Raw genomic sequence first — 19066 nt, 5'->3', positions numbered from 1 at the left:
GGCCAATATATGCTTTTGGAGCATATATTTTCCGCAAACGCGGAGTTCAGAGCATGAAAATCAACGATTCCGGACACACATTTTGTCGCTTAACCCTCCCTAGACATCGAAACAGCCCCGCCTTCCTATCGTTCAGGAAGGCGGGGCCATTTATATCCCGCGTTAACGCAAATTGAACTGCACGTTAGAAGGTGAAGTCCTCATCCAACGGGACGGAAGCGCCGGTGAATTCACCGAAGCCGTCATCGCCGTAGATGGAATCGCCGTAAGTCGGGATCGAGTATGCAGCGTTGCGTGCAGCCTCGGTCGGCTTGACGGAGATATTGCGGTAGCGGGAGATACCGGTACCGGCCGGGATGAGCTTACCGATGATGACGTTCTCCTTGAGGCCGATGAGCTTATCGGAGCGCTTGTTAATAGCGGCGTCGGTAAGCACACGCGTGGTCTCCTGGAAGGATGCAGCGGACAGCCAGGACTCGGTAGCCAAGGAAGCCTTGGTAATACCCATGATCTCCGAGCGCAGCTGAGCCGGCTCGCCGCCCTCTGCCACCTGGGCAGCGTTGAGCTGCTTAGCCTCAGAGAGGTCGATGAGATTACCCGGCAGCAAGTCCGTGGTACCCGCATCGATGACGGTACCGCGGCGCAGCATCTGGCGGATGATGATCTCGATGTGCTTATCGTGGATAGCCACACCCTGGGTACGGTACACAGCCTGCACCTCGTTGATAAGGTGCTGCTCCACACCACGGCGGCCGAGAACCTCGAGAACGTCGTGCGGGTCAGCCGCACCACGCATCAGGCGGTCACCGGTCTCAACGTGGTCGCCGTCCTTGAGGGAACGCTCAATCATGGCGTCCGGATTGGACTCCATTGGGCGACGGACCTGAGCCAGGCCCTGGCGCTTGGAGAGCTTTTCGTAAACCACGTCATCAGAGCCGTCATCCGGGGTGATGGTCAGGGTCCAGAAGTTGCCCTCATCGGACAGGGACACGGTGCCGTCAACGGAGGCAATAGGAGCGCGGTTCTTCGGGTTACGGGCCTCGAAGAGCTCCTGAACACGCGGCAGACCACCGGTAATATCGCCACCGACACCACCCTGGTGGAACGTACGCATGGTCAGCTGGGTACCCGGCTCACCAATGGACTGTGCAGCTACAATGCCGACAGCCTCGCCGATATCGACGAGCTGGCCGGAAGCCATGGACTTGCCGTAGCACTTGGCACATACGCCGGCCGGGGTCTGGCAGGTCAGCACGGAGCGGACCTTGACCTCGGTGACCTTAGCGTCAAGCAGCTTCTGGGTGAGCTCCTCGGTGAGGTCGGAGCCGGCCTCGGCCACAACCTCGCCGTCTTCGCCCTTGACATCCGTCGCAAGAACGCGGCCGGATGCAGAGGTCTCCCACAACTCGGAGAGAACAACCTTGTCACCGGAAACCTCGCCGATTGGGACGCGCACGCCCTGGCGGGTGCCACAGTCCTCTTCGCGGACGATGACGTCCTGGGCCACGTCCACCAGACGACGGGTGAGGTAGCCGGAGTCAGCGGTACGCAGTGCGGTATCGGCCAGACCCTTACGGGAACCGTGGGAGTTATTGAAGTACTCCAGCACGGACAGGCCTTCGCGGAAGGAGGTCTTAATCGGACGGGTGATGTAATCACCGTGCGAGTTCACAACCATGCCCTTCATACCAGCCAGCGTCCAGATCTGACGCATGTTACCGGCCGCACCAGACTTCACAATCATCGGAATCGGATTGTGGTCCGGGTACATGTTCTCGACGGCCTCACCGACGGTGTCGGTAGCGTCCTTCCACAGCTCTACCAGGCGGTCGTAGCGCTCGCGCTCGGTCAGGGCGCCCTGCTCCCAGTACTTGCGCTCGATGCGCTCTGCTTCCTTCTCATAAGACTCGAGGATCTCGGTCTTATTCGGCAGAACCAGAACGTCAGACATGGTGATGGTGACGCCGGAACGGGTTGCCCAGTAGAAGCCGGCATCCTTCATGTTGTCCAGCACCTGAGCAACGGTGATCATCGGGTACTTATTGGCCAAGTCATTGACCACGTCACCGATGAGAACCTTATTGCCGGAGCCGCCGCCCTTGCGGACCATGATGCCCTCGAGGTACGGGTAGTTCCATGGCAGCAGCTCGTTGAACATGACGCGGCCAATGGTGGTGTAGCCCATCCATGCCTGGCCCTTGGTCCAGCCATCCGGGAACTGCTCTTCCTCGATCTCCTTCGGCGGGCGAAGGTGATCGATGCGGACCTTGATCGGAGCCTGCAGGCCAACGGTGCCGCGGTCATAGGCCATGAGAGCCTCAGCGTAGGAGGAGAAGACACCAGTTGCTGGCTTATCCTCTTCTGCCTCGCGGAAGCGGCCGTTGCCACCGATCTCATCCTCGGACTTGTCCATGGTCAGGTAGTACAGGCCGGTAACCATGTCCAGACGCGGCATGGCCAGCGGTTTACCGGATGCTGGGGACAGAATGTTATTGGACGCCAACATCAGGACGCGGGCCTCTGCCTGCGCCTCAGCGGACAGCGGCAGGTGGACTGCCATCTGGTCACCGTCGAAGTCGGCGTTGAACGCCTCACAAGCCAGCGGGTGCAGCTGAATAGCCTTACCCTCAACCAGCTTCGGCTCGAAGGCCTGGATACCCAGGCGGTGCAGCGTAGGTGCACGGTTGAGCATCACTGGGTGCTCAGAAATGGCCTGCTCCAGAACGTCCCACACCTCAGGGCGCTGGCGCTCAACCATGCGCTTGGCGGACTTGATGTTCTGGGCGTAGTCATTTTCTACCAGGCGCTTCATAACGAACGGCTTGAACAGCTCGAGCGCCATGAGCTTCGGCAGACCACACTCGTGCAGCTTCAGCTGCGGACCAACGATAATAACGGAACGGCCAGAGTAGTCCACGCGCTTACCCAGCAGGTTCTGGCGGAAGCGGCCCTGCTTGCCCTTGAGCAAGTCAGACAGGGACTTCAGCGGACGGTTGCCCGGACCGGTAACCGGACGGCCGCGGCGGCCGTTATCGAAGAGCGCGTCTACAGACTCCTGCAGCATGCGCTTCTCGTTATTCACGATGATCTCTGGCGCACCCAGATCGATCATGCGCTTCAAACGGTTATTGCGGTTGATAACGCGGCGGTAGAGGTCGTTCAGGTCGGAGGTAGCAAAGCGGCCACCATCCAGCTGCACCATCGGGCGCAGCTCTGGCGGAATAACCGGGATGGCATCCAGCACCATGCCAGCCGGATCGTTGCCGGAGCGCAGGAAGGCAGCAACGACCTTCAGGCGCTTGAGGGCACGCATCTTCTTCTGGCCCTTGCCGTTGTTGATGATCTCGCGCAGTTCCTCGGCCTCAGCCTCGAGGTCGAAGTTGCGGACCAGGGTCTGGATGGCTTCTGCACCCATGCCGCCGGTGAAGTAATCCTCGTAGCGGTCAACCAGCTCTTCGTAGATGGTCTCATCAATGATCATCTGCTTCGGAGCCAGCTTGATGAAGGTGTTCCAGATTTCATCCAGGCGGGCGATTTCGCGCTCGCCGCGCTCGCGGATGTGCTGCATCTCCTTATCGGCAGCGTTTTGTACCTTCTTGCGGGCATCTGCCTTGGCACCGGCTGCTTCCAGCTCAGCCAGGTCAGACTCCAGCTTGGAGGCGCGCTCGGCAATCTCGGACTCGGTATCGTCCTCAACGTCCTTCTTCTCCAGAAGCATCTCTGCTTCCAGAGTGGACTGGTCATTGTGGCGAGCCTCTTCATCCACGGAGGTGATGATATTGGCGGCGAAGTAAATGATGCGCTCGAGATCCTTCGGAGCCAGGTCCAGCAGGTAGCCCAGGCGGGAAGGAACGCCCTTGAAGTACCAGATGTGGGTCACCGGAGCGGCCAGCTCAATGTGGCCCATGCGCTCACGGCGAACCTTGGACTTGGTCACCTCAACGCCACAGCGCTCACAGATGATGCCCTTGTAGCGGACGCGCTTGTACTTGCCACAAGCGCACTCCCAGTCACGGGTGGGGCCGAAGATGCGCTCACAGAAGAGGCCGTCCTTCTCCGGCTTCAGGGTGCGGTAGTTAATGGTCTCAGGCTTTTTGACCTCGCCCTTGGACCAGCGACGAATATCGTCTGCGGTGGCCAGACCGATGCGGAGCTCGTCGAAGAGATTTACGTCAAACACGTAATGTCTCCCTTTCATCCTCGTTGTCGAGGAATTGATGGCTTTGTATGAATGGAACGTTTATGCCCTACCGCGGGGACTCACCCCGCGGTGGACCAAGAAACTAATTAGGCGATGTCAGCGGAGGAACCCTCATCGCGGGACAGGTTAATGCCAAGCGATGGGCTATCCATGTCATCGTCATCAGAGCCAGACAGCTCCATCGGCGTGCCGTCGGTGGAGAGAACCTCCACGTTCAGGCACAGGGACTGCAGCTCCTTGAGCAACACCTTGAAGGACTCAGGGATGCCCGGATCTGGAATATTGTCGCCCTTAACAATGGCTTCGTAGACCTTCACGCGGCCGACGACGTCATCGGACTTGATGGTCAGCAGCTCCTGCAGGGTGTAGGCAGCGCCGTATGCCTGCATTGCCCACACCTCCATCTCGCCGAAGCGCTGGCCACCGAACTGGGCCTTACCACCCAGCGGCTGCTGGGTAATCATGGAGTAAGGACCGGTGGAACGGGCGTGAATCTTCTCATCGACCAAGTGGTGCAGCTTGAGCATGTACATGTAGCCGACAGAGATCGGGTACTTGTATGGTTCGCCCGAGCGGCCGTCGAAAAGCGTGGCCTTGCCGTGCTCATCCACCAGCACATCGCCGTCGCGGTTAGGACGGGAGGAAGCCAGCAGGCGCTCGATCTCGTGGTTGGTAGCACCGTCGAAGACCGGGGTGGCGGTCAAGGAATTAGCAGGAACGTCATAGAGCTCCTCCGGCAGGGTCTTGAGCAGCTCGGCGTTCTTCGGATCCTCGGTGTCAACCTTCCAGCCGGCATGTGCCAACCAGCCCAGGTGAACTTCCAGCACCTGGCCGATGTTCATACGACGTGGCACACCGTGGGTGTTCAGGAGGATGTCGACTGGGGTGCCGTCTTCCATGAACGGCATATCCTCTGGCGGCAGAATCTTGCCCACAACGCCCTTGTTGCCGTGGCGGCCGGCCATCTTATCGCCGTCCTGGATCTTGCGCTTCTGGGCCACGTAGACGCGAATCATCTCGTTGACGCCAGGGGCCAGATCGTCATCATCCTCGCGGGAGAAGCGAGCAACGCCAATGACCTTGCCCACCTCACCGTGCGGCACCTTCATGGAGGTATCGCGTACCTCGCGGGCCTTCTCGCCGAAGATGGCGCGCAGCAGGCGCTCCTCCGGGGTCAGCTCGGTCTCACCCTTCGGGGTGACCTTACCCACCAGAATGTCGCCGGCGCGGACATCGGCACCGATGCGGATGATGCCGCGCTCGTCCAGGTCGCTCAGGACGTCCTCGGAGACGTTCGGGATCTCGCGAGTAATTTCCTCGGCGCCCAGCTTGGTATCGCGGGCATCGATCTCGTGCTCCTCGATGTGGACGGAGGTCAGGATGTCCTCCTCCACGATGCGCTGGTTGAGGATGATGGCGTCCTCGTAGTTGTGGCCTTCCCACGGCATGAAGGCAACCAGCAGGTTGCGGCCGAGGGACATCTCACCATTGTGGGTACCCGGGCCATCGGCCAGAACCTGGCCGGCCTCTACGCGCTCGCCCATGGAAACCAGCGGGGTCTGGTTGTAGTTGGTGCCCTGGTTGGTGCGCTCGAACTTACGCAGGATGTAGGTATCTCGCTGGCCCTCATCATCCATGATGGTGATGACATCAGCGGTGACGTTTTCGACCACACCGGCCTTCGGGGTGATAACAACGTCGCCAGCGTCGTATGCAGCGCGCTGCTCCATACCGGTACCCACCAGTGGGGCCTCGGAGCGTACCAGCGGCACTGCCTGCTTCTGCATGTTCGCACCCATCAGGGCACGGTTAGCATCGTCGTGCTCCAAGAACGGAATCATGGCGGTACCCACGGAAACCATCTGGCGCGGGGAGACGTCAACGTAGTCCACACCGGAGGCATCGGTAAGTCCGATGTCGCCGTCCTTCAGGCGAACCTCAATACGCTCGCCGGTGAGGTTGCCCTCTGCGTCCTGCTCGACCTCGGCCTGAGCAATAGCGAAGCGGTCCTCTTCATCGGCGGTGAGGTACTCCACCTGGTCGGTGATCTTGCCGTCCACGACCTTGCGGTACGGGGTCTCAATGAAGCCGAAAGCATTCACGCGGGCGTAGGACGCCAGCGCACCAATGAGGCCAATGTTCGGGCCCTCAGGGGTCTCAATCGGGCACATACGGCCATAGTGAGAAGCGTGGACGTCTCGCACCTCAATGCCGGCGCGCTCACGGGACAGGCCGCCTGGGCCCAGCGCGGACAGGCGGCGCTTGTGGGTCAGGCCGGACAGCGAGTTGTTGTGGTCCATGAACTGAGACAGCTGCGAGGTACCGAAGAACTCGCGGATAGCAGCAGAGACCGGGCGCACGTTAATCAGGGAGGTCGGAGTGATGGACTCCGCGTCCTGGGTGGTCATGCGCTCGCGCACAACGCGCTCCATGCGGGACAGGCCTACGCGGACCTGGTTCTGGATGAGCTCACCCACGGTGCGCAGGCGACGGTTACCAAAGTGGTCGATGTCATCCGTGTGCAGGGAGATCATCTCACCGTTCGGTGCCTTCATCTCGCGCTCGCCTACGTGCAGGCGGACCAGGTACTCGAGGGTGACGGCAATGTCTTCCTCGGTCAGGGTCATCAGACCATCGTGGTCGCCGCCGAGCCCCAGCTTGCGGTTGACCTTGTAGCGGCCGACCTTAGCCAGGTCGTAACGCTTTGCACGGAAGAAGGAGTTATCCAGCAAGGACTGAGCTAGCTCGCGGGTGGGCTGCTCGCCCGGGCGCTGCTTGCGGTAAATCTCCAGCAGTGCCTCATCGGTGTTCGCTACACCGTCAGACTCCAGGGTGGACATCATGAGCTCGGAGAAGCCGAAGCGATCCCTGATCTGCTCCTCGCTCCAGCCCAGTGCCTTAAGCAGCACGGTTACCGGCTGGCGGCGCTTGCGGTCAATGCGCACGCCAACGGTGTCGCGCTTGTCGACGTCGAATTCCAACCATGCACCGCGAGAAGGAATAACCTTCACGGAGTGCAGCGGGCGCTCGGTGGACTTATCGATCGAGCGATCGAAGTAGACGCCCGGGGAGCGCACTAGCTGAGACACGACGACACGCTCGGTACCGTTCACGATGAACGTGCCCATATCCGTCATGATCGGGAAATCGCCGATGAAGACGGTCTGCGACTTAATCTCTTGGGTGTCGTTATTAATAAACTCTGCGGTCACGTACAGCGGCGCGGAGTAGTTGATGTCCTTTTCCTTGCACTCATCCACGGTGTTTTTCACCGGTTCAAAGCGCGGCTCCGACAAGGACAGGGACATATTGCCCGAGTAGTCCTCAATCGGCGAGAGCTCTTCGAGGATGTCCTCGAGGCCGCTCGTCACGCGGGCGTCATCGCCGCGCTCAGCCTGCTCGCGCTCGCGCCACTCCGGCGCGCCGACGAGCCAATCAAAGGAATCAAGTTGTACGTCAAGGAGACCCGGCAGGGCGATAGGCTCGCTGATTTTTGCAAACGAGTATCGCTTCGGGGCTCCGGGGATATTGGCCACTGACTTGGTCTGGCGGGAGACTGCCAAGATGGGTCCTTCCAGCACCTCACGCGGATTGCCTGCTCGCCCTGGCCGACGAGCCGCAAAACCGCTGGTAATTCTAGCATTCGGTCTGCTGTGGAGTGTCTGGGTTCAGAATGCACAAAATCACCTTGTCAAGTCGGTTTTGCCATCACCGGCCTGAAAGGCTAAATGTGCACCGAAGATCCAGATTCCAGCGCAACGAAACAGCTTATAGGAAAAGACCTGCCATGTAAAGACACACCACTCTTGGGGCGTGTCGCTACCGCGCTAGGGGCAAGCTCGTGCTCGCCGCGGCGCTAACGCGTCCATGCCGCGCCACTGTGCGCGACAACCACCGAGCACCCTACCACTAAAATCTCAATACACCGCAACCCCAGCGGCGATTTTGTTTTCCAGCTGGGCTTTTACCGGCTCGCCGGCACCGCATTGCCGCCGACGCGTCCGCGGTTATGGCGCGAGCGGGCGTGCTTGTTCTTACCGCCAAATAGGCCGAGAGCACCAATGATTCCCAGCAACGTCAGAAGCGCACCCCCACCGATGATCACCCAGCGGATGATTTCCGCCACGCGGTCGCGCGGGAATTCCTTGGCTTCCTTCAGCAATTCCTGTTGATCTTCATCGGAGGTGGAACCATTAAAGACGAAAGCGCGCTCGCGGCCCACGCCCTCGCGGTCCGCGTAGTAATCATCGATATCCATATCCATGCCCACCACCAGGCCAGTCTCCTGATCCACGTAGAAGTCACGGCTACCGGAGTGGGTCAGGTATCCCTGCTCTTCCCCACCGCCTTCCTTGGGCAGGCTCGTGGTATTGCCATCGGCCGCATAAAGCTGCGCCACGTTAGTCGGTTCGATTTCCTGGTGATAGCGGTAGACCGTGCGCCCATCCATCGTGGTCTCTTCTTCAAAGACGGCATCGACGGCCTTGCGCAGCGTCGGGTCAAAGACCGGATAGTTGGTCTTTTCCGCGTCCGCTGGGAACTTAAGCCAGTAGCCATCCACCGTTACTTTGTCCGAAGGCGTAGCAAGCGTATGGCTAAGCGACGCCTCCCCCAGAGCCTCACCACTCAAGCGGTCCACCGGGTAGCTCCACACCTGGGCCTGGCTTAGGTCATTGAGGCCCTCCCCCTCGCCACGCATGCGGGTTTCGCCAATGCGCAAGGTGGCCTTCTCCTCGTCCGAGGGTTCTTGGATATCCATGTTCATCTGGTAGGTCATGGGGCCCGAATACGGCTGTGTGCCGTCCTTGGACAGCTGCTGCGAATCCGCAGAATCATCGTGCAGTGTCCACGTACTGTTTTTCAGGTTCAGCGGCAGCCGCGGGGAAAAATCCAAAAATGCCGGCGCCACAACACCAGCGGCGATCAACGCGACACCGAGGCCTAGGAGCAGGACGGAAAAAATGCGGGACTTGGGCAGCATGGGGGCTAATTCTACAGCCCTTGGCGGAAATTCCTGGTTTCTACAGGCCACCCCGCCGTGCCGGATTGATTTCTAAGCAGTGTGCTTATTCCAAGCAACGATACTGCTAGTATCCGTGGTTTGGCGCGCACACCAAAGATCAAACTCTTCCTGCAGTCCTAGCCAAAACTCCGCCGAATTGCCAAAATAGGCAGAGAGACGAAGCGCCATTTCTGCACTAATCCCAATGCGTCCACGGACCAGCTTTGAAATTTGGGATTTGGAGCTAAAAATATCCCTGGCTAAGCGGTATTGAGTAAGTCCGAGCGGCTCCAGAAACTCCTCGCGCAGAACCTCCCCAGGGTGTGGAACGGATATGATATCCGAAGCTTCCTCTCCCTCATTTGTGATAATCGATGAAGTCAACGTCCACAGCTCCTTTCCCTGTCCATCGAAAGACTACTCTCCACTGCGCGTTAACGCGGATGGAATAAAATCCGTCCCACTGCCCTTTCAGCCTCTCCAAACGATTTGCTGGTGGAATCCTTAGATCAGCTAGGGAAACGGACCGGTCAATCATTATGAGTTTGCGGCGCAGGATCTTCCGCAGTTCAGGAGGTACATACTTTGGCGCCTTACCATCTGCGTGAAAGCGCTCTAAGCTATCCCTCCTAAACTCCACAACGCCATGGTGTCATACTTTGACACTATTGGCCATTGCTGCACTCCACGCACTACGCTCGCAAACACAAAAACGAGGAAATCCCCAGCTCCCACCGCACGCAGCGGTAAGAGTGGGGATTTGAAAGCGTAAAGCTCAGTGAAATTACTTGAGCTCGACGGAAGCGCCAGCCTCTTCCAGCTTGGTCTTAGCAGCCTCAGCGTCGTCCTTGGAAGCGCCCTCGAGGATAGCCTTAGGAGCCCCCTCGACCATTTCCTTAGCTTCCTTCAGGCCCAGGCCGGAGACGATCTCACGGACAGCCTTAATAACGCCAATCTTCTTAGCGCCAGCGTCGGTCAGAACGACGTCGAACTCGGTCTTCTCCTCAGCGGCACCAGCGCCGCCCTCAGCCGGAGCGCCAGCTGCAACAGCAGCAACCGGAGCAGCAGCCTCAACGTCGAATACCTCTTCAAATTCCTTAACGAACTCGGACAGTTCGATGAGGGTCATTTCCTTGAAAGCTTCAATGAGCTCGTCCTTGGTGAGCTTAGCCATGATGGCAAGTCCTTTCTGTGTTGTGTGTGCGCTGCGCGTGATTTATGCGGCGCACACGTTGTTGTAATTGTGCGTCTTTTGTGACGACTTAAGCTTCTGCTTCCTTCTTGTCCTGCAGGGCTGCGACAGTGCGTACAGCCTTGGTTGCAGGAGCGTTGAAGAGAGCGGCAGCCTTCGCCATAGAACCCTTCATAGCGCCAGCCAGCTTTGCGAGGGTGGTCTCGCGGTTGTCCAGCTTGGCGATGGCCTCAACCTGGTCGGCAGACAGTGCGTTGCCGTCCATGTAGCCACCCTTGATGATGAGTGCCTTGTTGTCATCAGCGAACTTGGTGATGACCTTCGCAGCATCCACTGCCTCGCCCTTGATGAACGCAATTGCGGTCGGGCCAGTCAGCAAATCATCAAGACCTTCGATGCCAGCTTCCTTGGCAGCGATCTTGAAAAGGGTGTTCTTGGCGACGGAGTATTCAACGTCAAAGCCCAGATCGTTACGCAGCTCTTGCAGCTGGGATACGGTCAGGCCGCGGTACTCGGTCAATACAACAGAGTTAGCGCCAGCCAACTTCTCCTTCAGCTCTGCCAGGTCTGCAGTGTTCTTTGGGTTTGCCATTGTCTCTCGCCTCCTTCCAAAACATCTCTTTTATTATTCCGCCGGGGCCTTCCTCGCTTCGGTTGCCCGAAACAACAAAAGCCCCGTGCAAGAGCACAGGGCGCGCGACATAAGAGAATGCCGCGAATAATCGCAAAGTGTCTCCTGCGTGGGCCGCCTCCTATAATGGAGAACCTTCGATCCAAATGGATGACCAACGGTCTTCGGTGAACCTTGACTCGGCCGTGATGTGGCCGTTCAAACTTCGTGGAAAACACTACCTCCCCACCCGCGGTTTCTCCAAATCGCCGTTTCCGCCGCGTAGGAGAGCCGCCATGACCTGCCTCGTGTGGTTCCGGGGTGACCTGCGACTGCACGATCACCAGGCCCTTTCGCGCGCGTCCGAGGCCGCCGCGCAAGGTCGATGCCACCGTCAAGGAAACCCTGGCCTCCCAGGGCATCACCGCGACTTCCTCGCCCGACTTCACCTTGGTGGAACCCTGGGAGGCCACCAATGGCCAAGGCCAGCCCTATAAGGTCTTTACTCCCTTCTCCAAAGCCGCCACCTCCCAGGTGGCGGGAGATGAACCGGAGGGGGTGCCGGAGATGGGGGCGTCGGCAAGCAGTGCATCTGCCTGGCCCAAACCCACCGATCCGGCATGGTCGGCATCCATGGCCGAACACTGGACGCCCGGCGAGGCCGGGGCATGCGAGCGACTAGCCCAGCTGGATCTGGCCAACTACACCGAGGAGCGCGATATTCCCGCGCTCAATGCCACCTCCCTACTCTCGCCCCACCTGCGCTTTGGCGAGGTCTCCCCGTGCGAGGTGTGGTTCGCCGCGGATCAAGGACTGGCAGCCCGGCACTACGGGCATTCCGCTTATCGACGCCGGAATGCGCGAGCTATGGACCACCGGGTATATGCACAATCGCGTGCGCATGGTGGTGGGCTCCTTCCTCACCAAGAACCTGGGCATCCACTGGCGCCTAGGCGAGGAATGGTTCTGGGACACCTTGGTGGACGCCGATGCCGCCTCCAATCCTTTTAATTGGCAGTGGGTGGCCGGTTGCGGCGATGATGCCGCGCCTTTCTTTCGCATCTTCAACCCCGAAACGCAGGCCCAGCGCTTCGACCCTAAGGGCGGGTACGTGCGCCGCTGGACACCCGCGCTGTCCGCCCCGCCCATCGTGGACCTAAAGGAATCACGCCAAGCCGCGCTCGATGCCTATGCGGAGATCAAAGACTAGGCCGGCGGAAAAGGTGGACGTAAAGGTCTACCATGGGGCCAATGATGAGCTCCAGGATTCATTCTCAAGCGCACCCGCCGATTGGCAATACCCCGCTCATGCGAGTGGAGGCGATTAGCCCCCGGCCGGATGTCCACCTCTATCTCAAACTCGAACAATTCAACCTCGGCGGTTCTGCAAAAGACCGGACCGCCCGAGCCCTTATCCAGGCAGCCCTCGAAGCCGGCGATATCCGCCCGGGTTCGACGCTGGTGGAGTCTTCCTCCGGCAACCTGGGCATGGCTCTAGCTCGCCAAGCCCCGCTCCAAGGGATGAAGTTCCACTGCGTGGTGGATCCGCGGGTCAACGCCTCCACGGTAGCTACCATGCGGGCCTACGGCGCACACGTGGAATTGCTCGACCACCCCGATCCAGAAACCGGCGATTGGCTCACCGCCCGCCGCACCCGCGTGGCCGAGCTTTTGGAAGAGATCCCCGATTCTTTCAACCTCAACCAGTATTCCAATGAAGCCGCCTTCCACGCCCACGCGGAAGGCACCATGACTGAGATTCTGGACCAGCTCGGTCAGGCGCCCAGTCATCTGCTCGTGGCTATGAGCACCACCGGAACCCTTGGCGGCTGCGTACGCAAGCTCTCCGAGCTGGGCGCCGACACCCACACAATCGGCGTTGATGCGGAAGGCTCCGTGCTTTTTGGTGGTGAGCGTGGCACCCGCATGCTGCCTGGCTATGGCGCTGGAATCGTCACCGAACTATCCACCAAGTTTTCGCCTTCTTCCGTGGAGAGGGTTCCGGACCTCGATGCCATCGTTGCTGCCCGGCAGCTCGCTCAAGCAGAGGGCCTACTGCCTGGCGCTTCCGGCGGTGCCGTCATCGCCACCTTCCAACGCCTCGCGCCCTCCTTACCGGCAGGGGCGGAGGTGGTTGCCGTGCTGCACGACGCCGGCCAGCCTTACCTCGACACCATTTATAACGACTCCTGGGTGTGTGAAAACTTCGACATTTCGCCCTCTGAACTCGCGGCGCGCATCGAAGGGTCGGCGCAGTGACCTCTTCTCGTTCTGTCTGCCGCATTGCCATCATTGGAGCTGGCCCGCGTGGCCTGTGGGCCGTCGAGGAACTCCTCGAGCGCGCCCGCGTTCCACTCGATGTCACTGTCTTTGACCCCTACCCCGCCGGTGCGGGCGCCGTCTACCGTCCGCAGCAGCCGCCGCAGTGGCGCCTCAACGTCAACTGCGCCATCGTCACCACTGCCCACGATAGTTTCAACGCCTGGCGCACCCGCCGCGGTGAAGACACCACCGATGCCTTCCCGCCGCGGGCCCAGGTGGGCCAATTCCTCGCCGATACCTGGTCCGCAGCAGTGCACCGCGCGCCAGCCCACGTACGCATCCGGCACCTGCCGCACCGCGTGACCGCGGTAAGCGCCGACGGAGAGGGGTTCATGGTCGATGGCGCCCCCTTCGACGAGGTACTGGTCTGTACCGGCCACGACCATCTCCACGCTGGGTCTTTGGTATACGAGGCTTCTTGCGTACCAGTCACCGGGCTTTACTTCGGTGCCGATCTTCCGAGCTCCGCACGGCGGATCGGCGTACGCGGTGCCGCCTTGAGCTTCATCGATGTGTGCCTGCTGTATGGCGATACTGCCGAAACCATCTACCCGGTTAGCCGCAGCGGGCGCTTCATGGAGGTAAAGCCCTCCCCGCAGATACCGCTGCCGGAGGTGTCACCGCGGTGGCGGCAGGCCTGCGCGCATATCGACAACGCTTCGGAGCTGCGTGAGATCCTCATCGGGGCTGCAGGCGAATTCGGTGACTTCTCAACTGCAGACCTCGCCGCCGTTATCGACGGTCAGGATTTCACTGGCGATGCTGTCGCTGAGCTCGAGGCTTCCCTACGTGCGGCCGAAGGTACCGGTCCACTCACCCCGGCCGCAGCCGTAGGCGCGGCGTTTCGTGGGGTATTTCAAGAATGCGTCGATTGGCACAAGGCACATGGACCCATGCCCGGCTTCCGCGAGCTTTCACGCACCCTTGAGCGCGTGGCTTTTGGTCCGCCACCGGTCACAGCCAAGCGCCTGCTCGAGCTGATCCACTCCGGTGTGGTGAATACCCACTACCTAGGCACGCCTGAGCAGATAGATTCCTGGCGGGAGCAGGGCGGCGTGGACCTGCTTATTGACGCCACCGTTGCTCCCCAAGCCACCCCCTCCCCCTTCCACGACGTTCCTGGCGTAGTGGAAATTGGCCGGATGAATGAGATCTCCCTGCCCGGCCATGACTCCCTTAACCGTTCCGTGCACGATGACATCCCCCGCTGGGCGGAGAAAGTAGGAAACCCATGACCACCACTCCCGTAGACCCACTACCCGTCCACGGCACCGTCCCCTTGCGCGCCCGGTGGGAACGGTGGATGCGTGAGCTCGTCGAAAACCCGCAGCACGTCAGCGCATTAACCTCGCGCTACGGTTCTCCGGTGAACGTGTTGAATCCCGCTCCGCTACGCCACAATGCCCAAGAGCTGCTCGACGCGGGCGCTTCCCACGGCGTGGAGACTCAGGTGTTTTTCGCACGCAAGGCCAATAAGGCTCTGTGTTTTGTCGATGCTGCACGCAATGCCGGGCTCGGGGTGGATGTAGCCAGCGAGAACGAGCTCCACCAAGTGCTCGACCGCGGTGTCGCCCCAGAGCGCATCATCCTCAGCGCCGCTATCAAAACAGATGGCTTGCTCCGCCTCGCGATTTCGCGAGGCGCCACTATCTCTTGTGATTCTCGCGCCGAATCCCGCCGCATCGCCGCCATCGCGAGCGATTTAGACACCACCGCCCACGTGGCGCCACGCCTCGCTCCAGATCCGGACTCCCTGCCTCCCACCCGCTTCGGGGAGAGGCTACCGGCATGGCGGCAAGCAGAGTGGACACAGGAACTTCGTGCTGTAGGCGTCCACGTGCACCTGCACGGCTATAGCGAAGCCGACCGCCGAACCGCCCTGGCAGAGGCAATTGCCTTGGTCGAGCACGTACGCGAATTGGGCCAGCCCGCTAGTTTCATCGATATCGGTGGCGGCGTGCCCATGAGCTACCTGGAATCCCGCGAGCAGTGGGAGAATTACCTCGAGCGCATCGCCTCCCAACGCGCTGGTACCGGTGAACCGTTCACGTGGAAAGCGGATCCGCTGTCCAATACTTACCCCTTCTGGCAGGAGCCAACCCGCGGTCAGTGGCTAAACCAGCTCCTCTCCGGTGAGGTCCCCGGCTACGGCACCGCTGGCAAGGAGCTGCGCGAACGGAACATCGCCCTACATCTTGAGCCCGGCCGCAGCTTGCTTGACGGCTGTGGAGTCATCCTCACCGAGGTGAGCTTCCTCAAAGATCGCTCTGACGGCCTGCCCCTGATCGGCGTGGCGATGAATCGCACCCAGTGCCGGACCGCCGCAGATGACATCCTGCTCGACCCTCTCTTGGTACCTACGGCTGGGCCGGTAAAGGAAATCTCCCGTGAGCCACGCACCGGCTTTGTGGTGGGTGCCTACTGCATTGAAGACGAGGTTATCCTGCGCCGCGAACTGGACTTCCCGGATGGCATTGCCGTAGGAGATACCCTCGCCATTCCGAATACAGCCGGATATTTTATGCACATCCTCGAGTCTGCTTCGCACCAAATTCCTTTGGCGCGCAACGTTTACCTCGACGGCGGCGAATGGGCGCCGGACGATATTGACGCCACTTAACTGCCTGCGGTTCACCACATAGAAAAAGGGCTCCGAGGAATTCCTCGAAGCCCTTGAGCTTTAAGCGTAGTGCGCTAAACCGATTTACTCGGTGTAGTCCTTAACCACGGAACCGTCAACCGGGATGCCCGGGCCGGAGGTGGTGGAGATGGTAGCGCGCTTGATGTAGATACCCTTAGCGGAAGAAGGCTTCAGACGCTGGATCTCGTCCATGAGGGCGCCGTAGTTCTCAGCCAGCTTCTCGGCATCGAAGGATGCCTTGCCGATGATGGCGTGCAGGTTAGCAGCCTTATCAACGCGGAAGGAGATCTTGCCGCCCTTAACCTCAGAGATTGCCTTAGCAACGTCTGCGGTAACGGTGCCGGTCTTCGGGTTCGGCATCAGACCACGCGGGCCCAGGACGCGGGCAACGCGGCCAACCTTGGCCATCTGATCCGGGGTAGCGATAGCAACGTCGAAGTCGATGTTGCCTTCGTTGATCTGCTCGATCAGTTCAGCGGTGCCAACGATGTCAGCGCCAGCTTCCTGAGCGGCGGTAGCCTTCTCGCCCTCAGCGAAGACAGCAACGCGAACGTCCTTACCGGTGCCGTTAGGCAGGGAAACGGTGCCGCGAACCAGCTGGTCAGCCTTGCGCGGGTCAACGCCCAGGCGGAAGACAACGTCAACGGTGGCGTCGAAGTTCTTGGAGGAGGTCTCCTTAGCCAGCTTGGTGGCCTCGATCGGACGGTACAGGCGGGACTTATCTACCAGTTCCGCAGCGGCCTTATAAGCCTTAGACTTGGTGCTCATTTAACAATTCCTTTTCTGGATTGGTGTGGTGTTTGGCGGGCCGTAGCTGGCCCTACCACATAAAGTTTTTACTTCTCCGGTGCGCCATCAACGGTGATGCCCATGGAGCGGGCGGTACCGGCGATGATGCGAGCGCCGTTCTCGATGTCACGTGCGTTCAGGTCCGCAAACTTAGTCTCTGCGATTTCCTTGCACTGATCCCAAGACACAGAACCGACCTTGTCGGTGTGTGGTACGCCGGAGCCCTTCTGGATGCCAGCGGCCTTCAGCAGCAGCTTAGCTGCCGGCGGGGTCTTCAGCTTGAAGTCGAAGGAACGGTCCTCATAGACGGTGATCTCAACCGGAACCACGTTGCCACGCTGGTTCTCGGTAGCGGCGTTATAAGCCTTGCAGAACTCCATGATGTTGACGCCGTGGGCACCCAGTGCCGGGCCAACTGGCGGTGCCGGGTTAGCGGCGCCTGCCTCGATCTGCAGCTTGATGAAGCCGGATACCTTCTTCTTAGGAGCCATCGAATTACCTCTTTCCTGTGTTACCGGGATGTCCGCCACGATGAATAACGGGATCCCGTCCGGATGCTCATCTTCAGTGGGCCACCGGAGGATGAAACGTTTTCTTATACGCACGCCAAAGGCGCACGGCGTTCCAGTTTAGAACACCGTGCGCCCTGCACAAAATCACTTTTTAGGAGATGCGCTCAATCTCGGTCGGCGACAGCTCCACCGGGGTCTCGCGGCCGAAGATGGACACCAAGCCCTGCATCTTGCCGGTCTCCGGGTCGATCTCGGAAATGGTCGCGGATACGGCGGCCAGCGGTCCGGACAGGATGGTCACTGCCTCGCCCACCTCGAAGTCGTGCGCGTACTTCTTGGCCACTTCCTTCTCCGGCATATCCACAACCTGCTCGCCCTCTGCCTCGTTCGGGGCAGCATCGCCCTTGGTGGACGGCGCCTCGTTGGGCATGAGGAACTTAGCTACGTCGCGGGTCTTGACCGGGGTGGCGTTACCTTCGTTGCCCACGAAGGAGGTCACGCCCGGGGTTTCGCGGATGACGGACCACGCGGCGTCGTTAAGCTCAGCGCGAACCAAGACGTAGCCCGGCAGCAGCTTGCGCTTCACAATCTTCTTCTTGCCGTCCTTGGTCTCTAGGACCTGCTCAATAGGAACAACGACCTCGAAGATAGAATCTTCTACCTCGAGGGTCTGGGCGCGCATGTCCAGGTTGGTCTTTACCTTGTTTTCGTAGCCGGAGTAGCACTGAATGATGTACCACTGGCCCGGCTGCTTCTTCAGCTCGCGGGTAAAGGCGCGAAGGCGCTTGCGGTAGGCGGCATCCTCGGACTCGTCTTCGCCGGCCTCAGGGGCTGCGCCCTCGGCTTCAGCTTCGGCCGCTGCCGGTTCCGCTGCGTCGGTGGACTCGGCGGACTCGCCTGCAGCGTCGGTGGACTCAGCCGTTCCTTCAGTTTCTTCCGCTGCCGGAGCGGCTGGGGTAGCATCCTCCTGCTGCGCTTCTTCTACGGAGCTAGCGTGCTCTGCCGCCTGCTCCTGCACGTTGGACTGCATTGCCTCTTCCAGCGAGGTGCCTACGGTTTCGACGTTATTCTCGTCGCTCATAATTCTTACTCCAAATATTCCTCGGCGCGTTGCGTAGGACCAGCCTACCCGCCCGCGTATGGGCAAAAAGTATCCCGCCGTTCCTTGAAGCGGAAACAGCGGGATAAAAGGTTATGCAGCTATCTTACTTATTAGAGAGAACCTGCTCAACTCCGAGACCAGCCAGGGTGTCAACGCCCCAGACCAAAGCGGTCAGCACGATAAGGAACGCAAAGGTGATGAGGGTGTACTGCAGCATCTCCTTAGCGGTAGGCCACACCACCTTCTTCATCTCGGATGCAACCTCGCCTGGGAAAGCGGCTACGCCGCCACCTGGGGTGTCATCGTGGTTCTTATCCTCTACGCGGACGACGTGCTTATCGGCGTAGTCCGCGGAGGACGTGGTAGCCGCACCAGAGAGCTGACGCTTACCGGTCGGGCGCGATGCACCCGAATTCTTCGGCTGCTGCTCATCGCTCACAGCTAACCCTCCTTGGGAACTAAATCTAATAGGGCGCTTAACGCGCACCTCCATAACTTTGTCAACCCTAGCAAAGCTTGCACAGCATGAAAAGCTGACCACGGCATTTGCAAGGCGTGGCCTTGACAACATGTGCGTGGGCCAAGCGCCACGAAGAGGCGGATTCTAGTGGTCGTGGAAACACTTCTTATGTTTCGGTTGAGTTTATCAGTGCGGCCATTTTCTCGGCTGGTGTTTGAAAGCCCAGGGTTTTGCG

15 protein-coding genes and 1 pseudogene are annotated in these 19066 nt (G+C 60.0%); 5 read left to right on the top strand and 11 right to left on the bottom strand.

Annotation, left to right across the window (positions count from 1 at the left end):
* Positions 1-184 precede the first annotated feature (184 nt).
* The 7 genes from BKN05_RS10275 to rplJ form a co-directional block, all read right to left on the bottom strand.
* Complete coding sequence (locus BKN05_RS10275; RefSeq protein WP_049378853.1) at positions 185-4180, bottom strand: DNA-directed RNA polymerase subunit beta'; 3996 nt, start codon at positions 4178-4180, stop codon at positions 185-187.
* Between the two features lie 107 nt (positions 4181-4287).
* Positions 4288-7782, bottom strand: a complete 3495-nt coding sequence (gene rpoB / locus BKN05_RS10270) for a DNA-directed RNA polymerase subunit beta (RefSeq protein ID WP_286688583.1) — start codon at positions 7780-7782, stop codon at positions 4288-4290.
* A 383-nt stretch (positions 7783-8165) separates the two neighbouring features.
* The gene (pgfA, locus tag BKN05_RS10265; RefSeq protein WP_286688582.1) at positions 8166-9182 is read right to left on the bottom strand and encodes a cell envelope lipid trafficking protein PgfA; all 1017 of its coding nucleotides are present in this window, start codon (positions 9180-9182) and stop codon (positions 8166-8168) included.
* Between the two features lie 72 nt (positions 9183-9254).
* A complete protein-coding gene (locus BKN05_RS10260; protein WP_023020529.1) occupies positions 9255-9587 on the bottom strand; it encodes a HigA family addiction module antitoxin in 333 nt (110 codons plus the stop codon).
* Complete coding sequence (locus BKN05_RS10255) at positions 9562-9843, bottom strand: type II toxin-antitoxin system RelE/ParE family toxin (protein WP_286688581.1); 282 nt, start codon at positions 9841-9843, stop codon at positions 9562-9564. Before BKN05_RS10255 ends, BKN05_RS10260 begins: the two co-directional genes overlap by 26 nt.
* A gap of 144 nt (positions 9844-9987) precedes the next feature.
* Complete coding sequence (rplL, locus tag BKN05_RS10250; protein ID WP_005322882.1) at positions 9988-10377, bottom strand: 50S ribosomal protein L7/L12; 390 nt, start codon at positions 10375-10377, stop codon at positions 9988-9990.
* 88 nt (positions 10378-10465) lie between these two features.
* Positions 10466-10987, bottom strand: coding sequence for a 50S ribosomal protein L10 (gene rplJ, locus BKN05_RS10245; protein WP_005322886.1), 522 nt, complete (start codon positions 10985-10987; stop codon positions 10466-10468).
* 185 nt (positions 10988-11172) lie between these two features.
* Between rplJ and BKN05_RS12715 the strand changes: the two genes are divergently transcribed.
* From BKN05_RS12715 to BKN05_RS10210, 5 genes and pseudogenes are all read left to right on the top strand, one after another.
* Positions 11173-11502, top strand: a complete 330-nt coding sequence (locus tag BKN05_RS12715) for a deoxyribodipyrimidine photo-lyase (RefSeq protein ID WP_408924085.1) — start codon at positions 11173-11175, stop codon at positions 11500-11502.
* Positions 11387-12215 (top strand): annotated as a pseudogene (locus BKN05_RS12710) (cryptochrome/photolyase family protein); the annotation flags it as partial. The gene BKN05_RS12715 and the pseudogene BKN05_RS12710, both read left to right, overlap by 116 nt.
* A gap of 32 nt (positions 12216-12247) precedes the next feature.
* Positions 12248-13264 (top strand): pyridoxal-phosphate dependent enzyme, encoded by a 1017-nt coding sequence (locus tag BKN05_RS10220; RefSeq protein ID WP_080970453.1) that lies wholly within the window; start codon positions 12248-12250, stop codon positions 13262-13264.
* Entirely contained in the window at positions 13261-14562 is a 1302-nt protein-coding gene (locus BKN05_RS10215) for an FAD/NAD(P)-binding protein (protein ID WP_049378847.1), read from the top strand. Before BKN05_RS10220 ends, BKN05_RS10215 begins: the two co-directional genes overlap by 4 nt.
* Positions 14559-15947 (top strand): type III PLP-dependent enzyme domain-containing protein, encoded by a 1389-nt coding sequence (locus BKN05_RS10210; protein ID WP_049378846.1) that lies wholly within the window; start codon positions 14559-14561, stop codon positions 15945-15947. Before BKN05_RS10215 ends, BKN05_RS10210 begins: the two co-directional genes overlap by 4 nt.
* 84 nt (positions 15948-16031) lie before the next feature.
* Here the strand turns inward: BKN05_RS10210 and rplA are convergent, their stop codons facing one another.
* The 4 genes from rplA to secE form a co-directional block, all read right to left on the bottom strand.
* Positions 16032-16736 carry a 50S ribosomal protein L1 gene (rplA, locus tag BKN05_RS10205; RefSeq protein WP_049378845.1) on the bottom strand — a complete coding sequence of 235 codons (705 nt, stop codon included), beginning with the start codon at positions 16734-16736 and terminating at the stop codon, positions 16032-16034.
* 68 nt (positions 16737-16804) lie between these two features.
* On the bottom strand, positions 16805-17248 hold the full coding sequence (rplK, locus tag BKN05_RS10200; protein ID WP_049358678.1) for a 50S ribosomal protein L11: 444 nt from the start codon (positions 17246-17248) through the stop codon (positions 16805-16807).
* 172 nt (positions 17249-17420) lie between these two features.
* Positions 17421-18350: a transcription termination/antitermination protein NusG gene (nusG, locus tag BKN05_RS10195; RefSeq protein ID WP_225745997.1), complete on the bottom strand. Its 930-nt coding sequence runs from the start codon at positions 18348-18350 to the stop codon at positions 17421-17423.
* A gap of 124 nt (positions 18351-18474) precedes the next feature.
* The gene (secE, locus tag BKN05_RS10190; RefSeq protein WP_225745998.1) at positions 18475-18810 is read right to left on the bottom strand and encodes a preprotein translocase subunit SecE; all 336 of its coding nucleotides are present in this window, start codon (positions 18808-18810) and stop codon (positions 18475-18477) included.
* Between the last annotated feature and the right edge of the window lie 256 nt (positions 18811-19066).

The sequence above is a fragment of the Corynebacterium sp. S5S1 genome (assembly GCF_001913985.1).
Classification (GTDB): Bacteria; Actinomycetota; Actinomycetes; order Mycobacteriales; family Mycobacteriaceae; genus Corynebacterium; species Corynebacterium marquesiae.
This window is presented reverse-complemented; position numbering and strand designations above follow the sequence as displayed.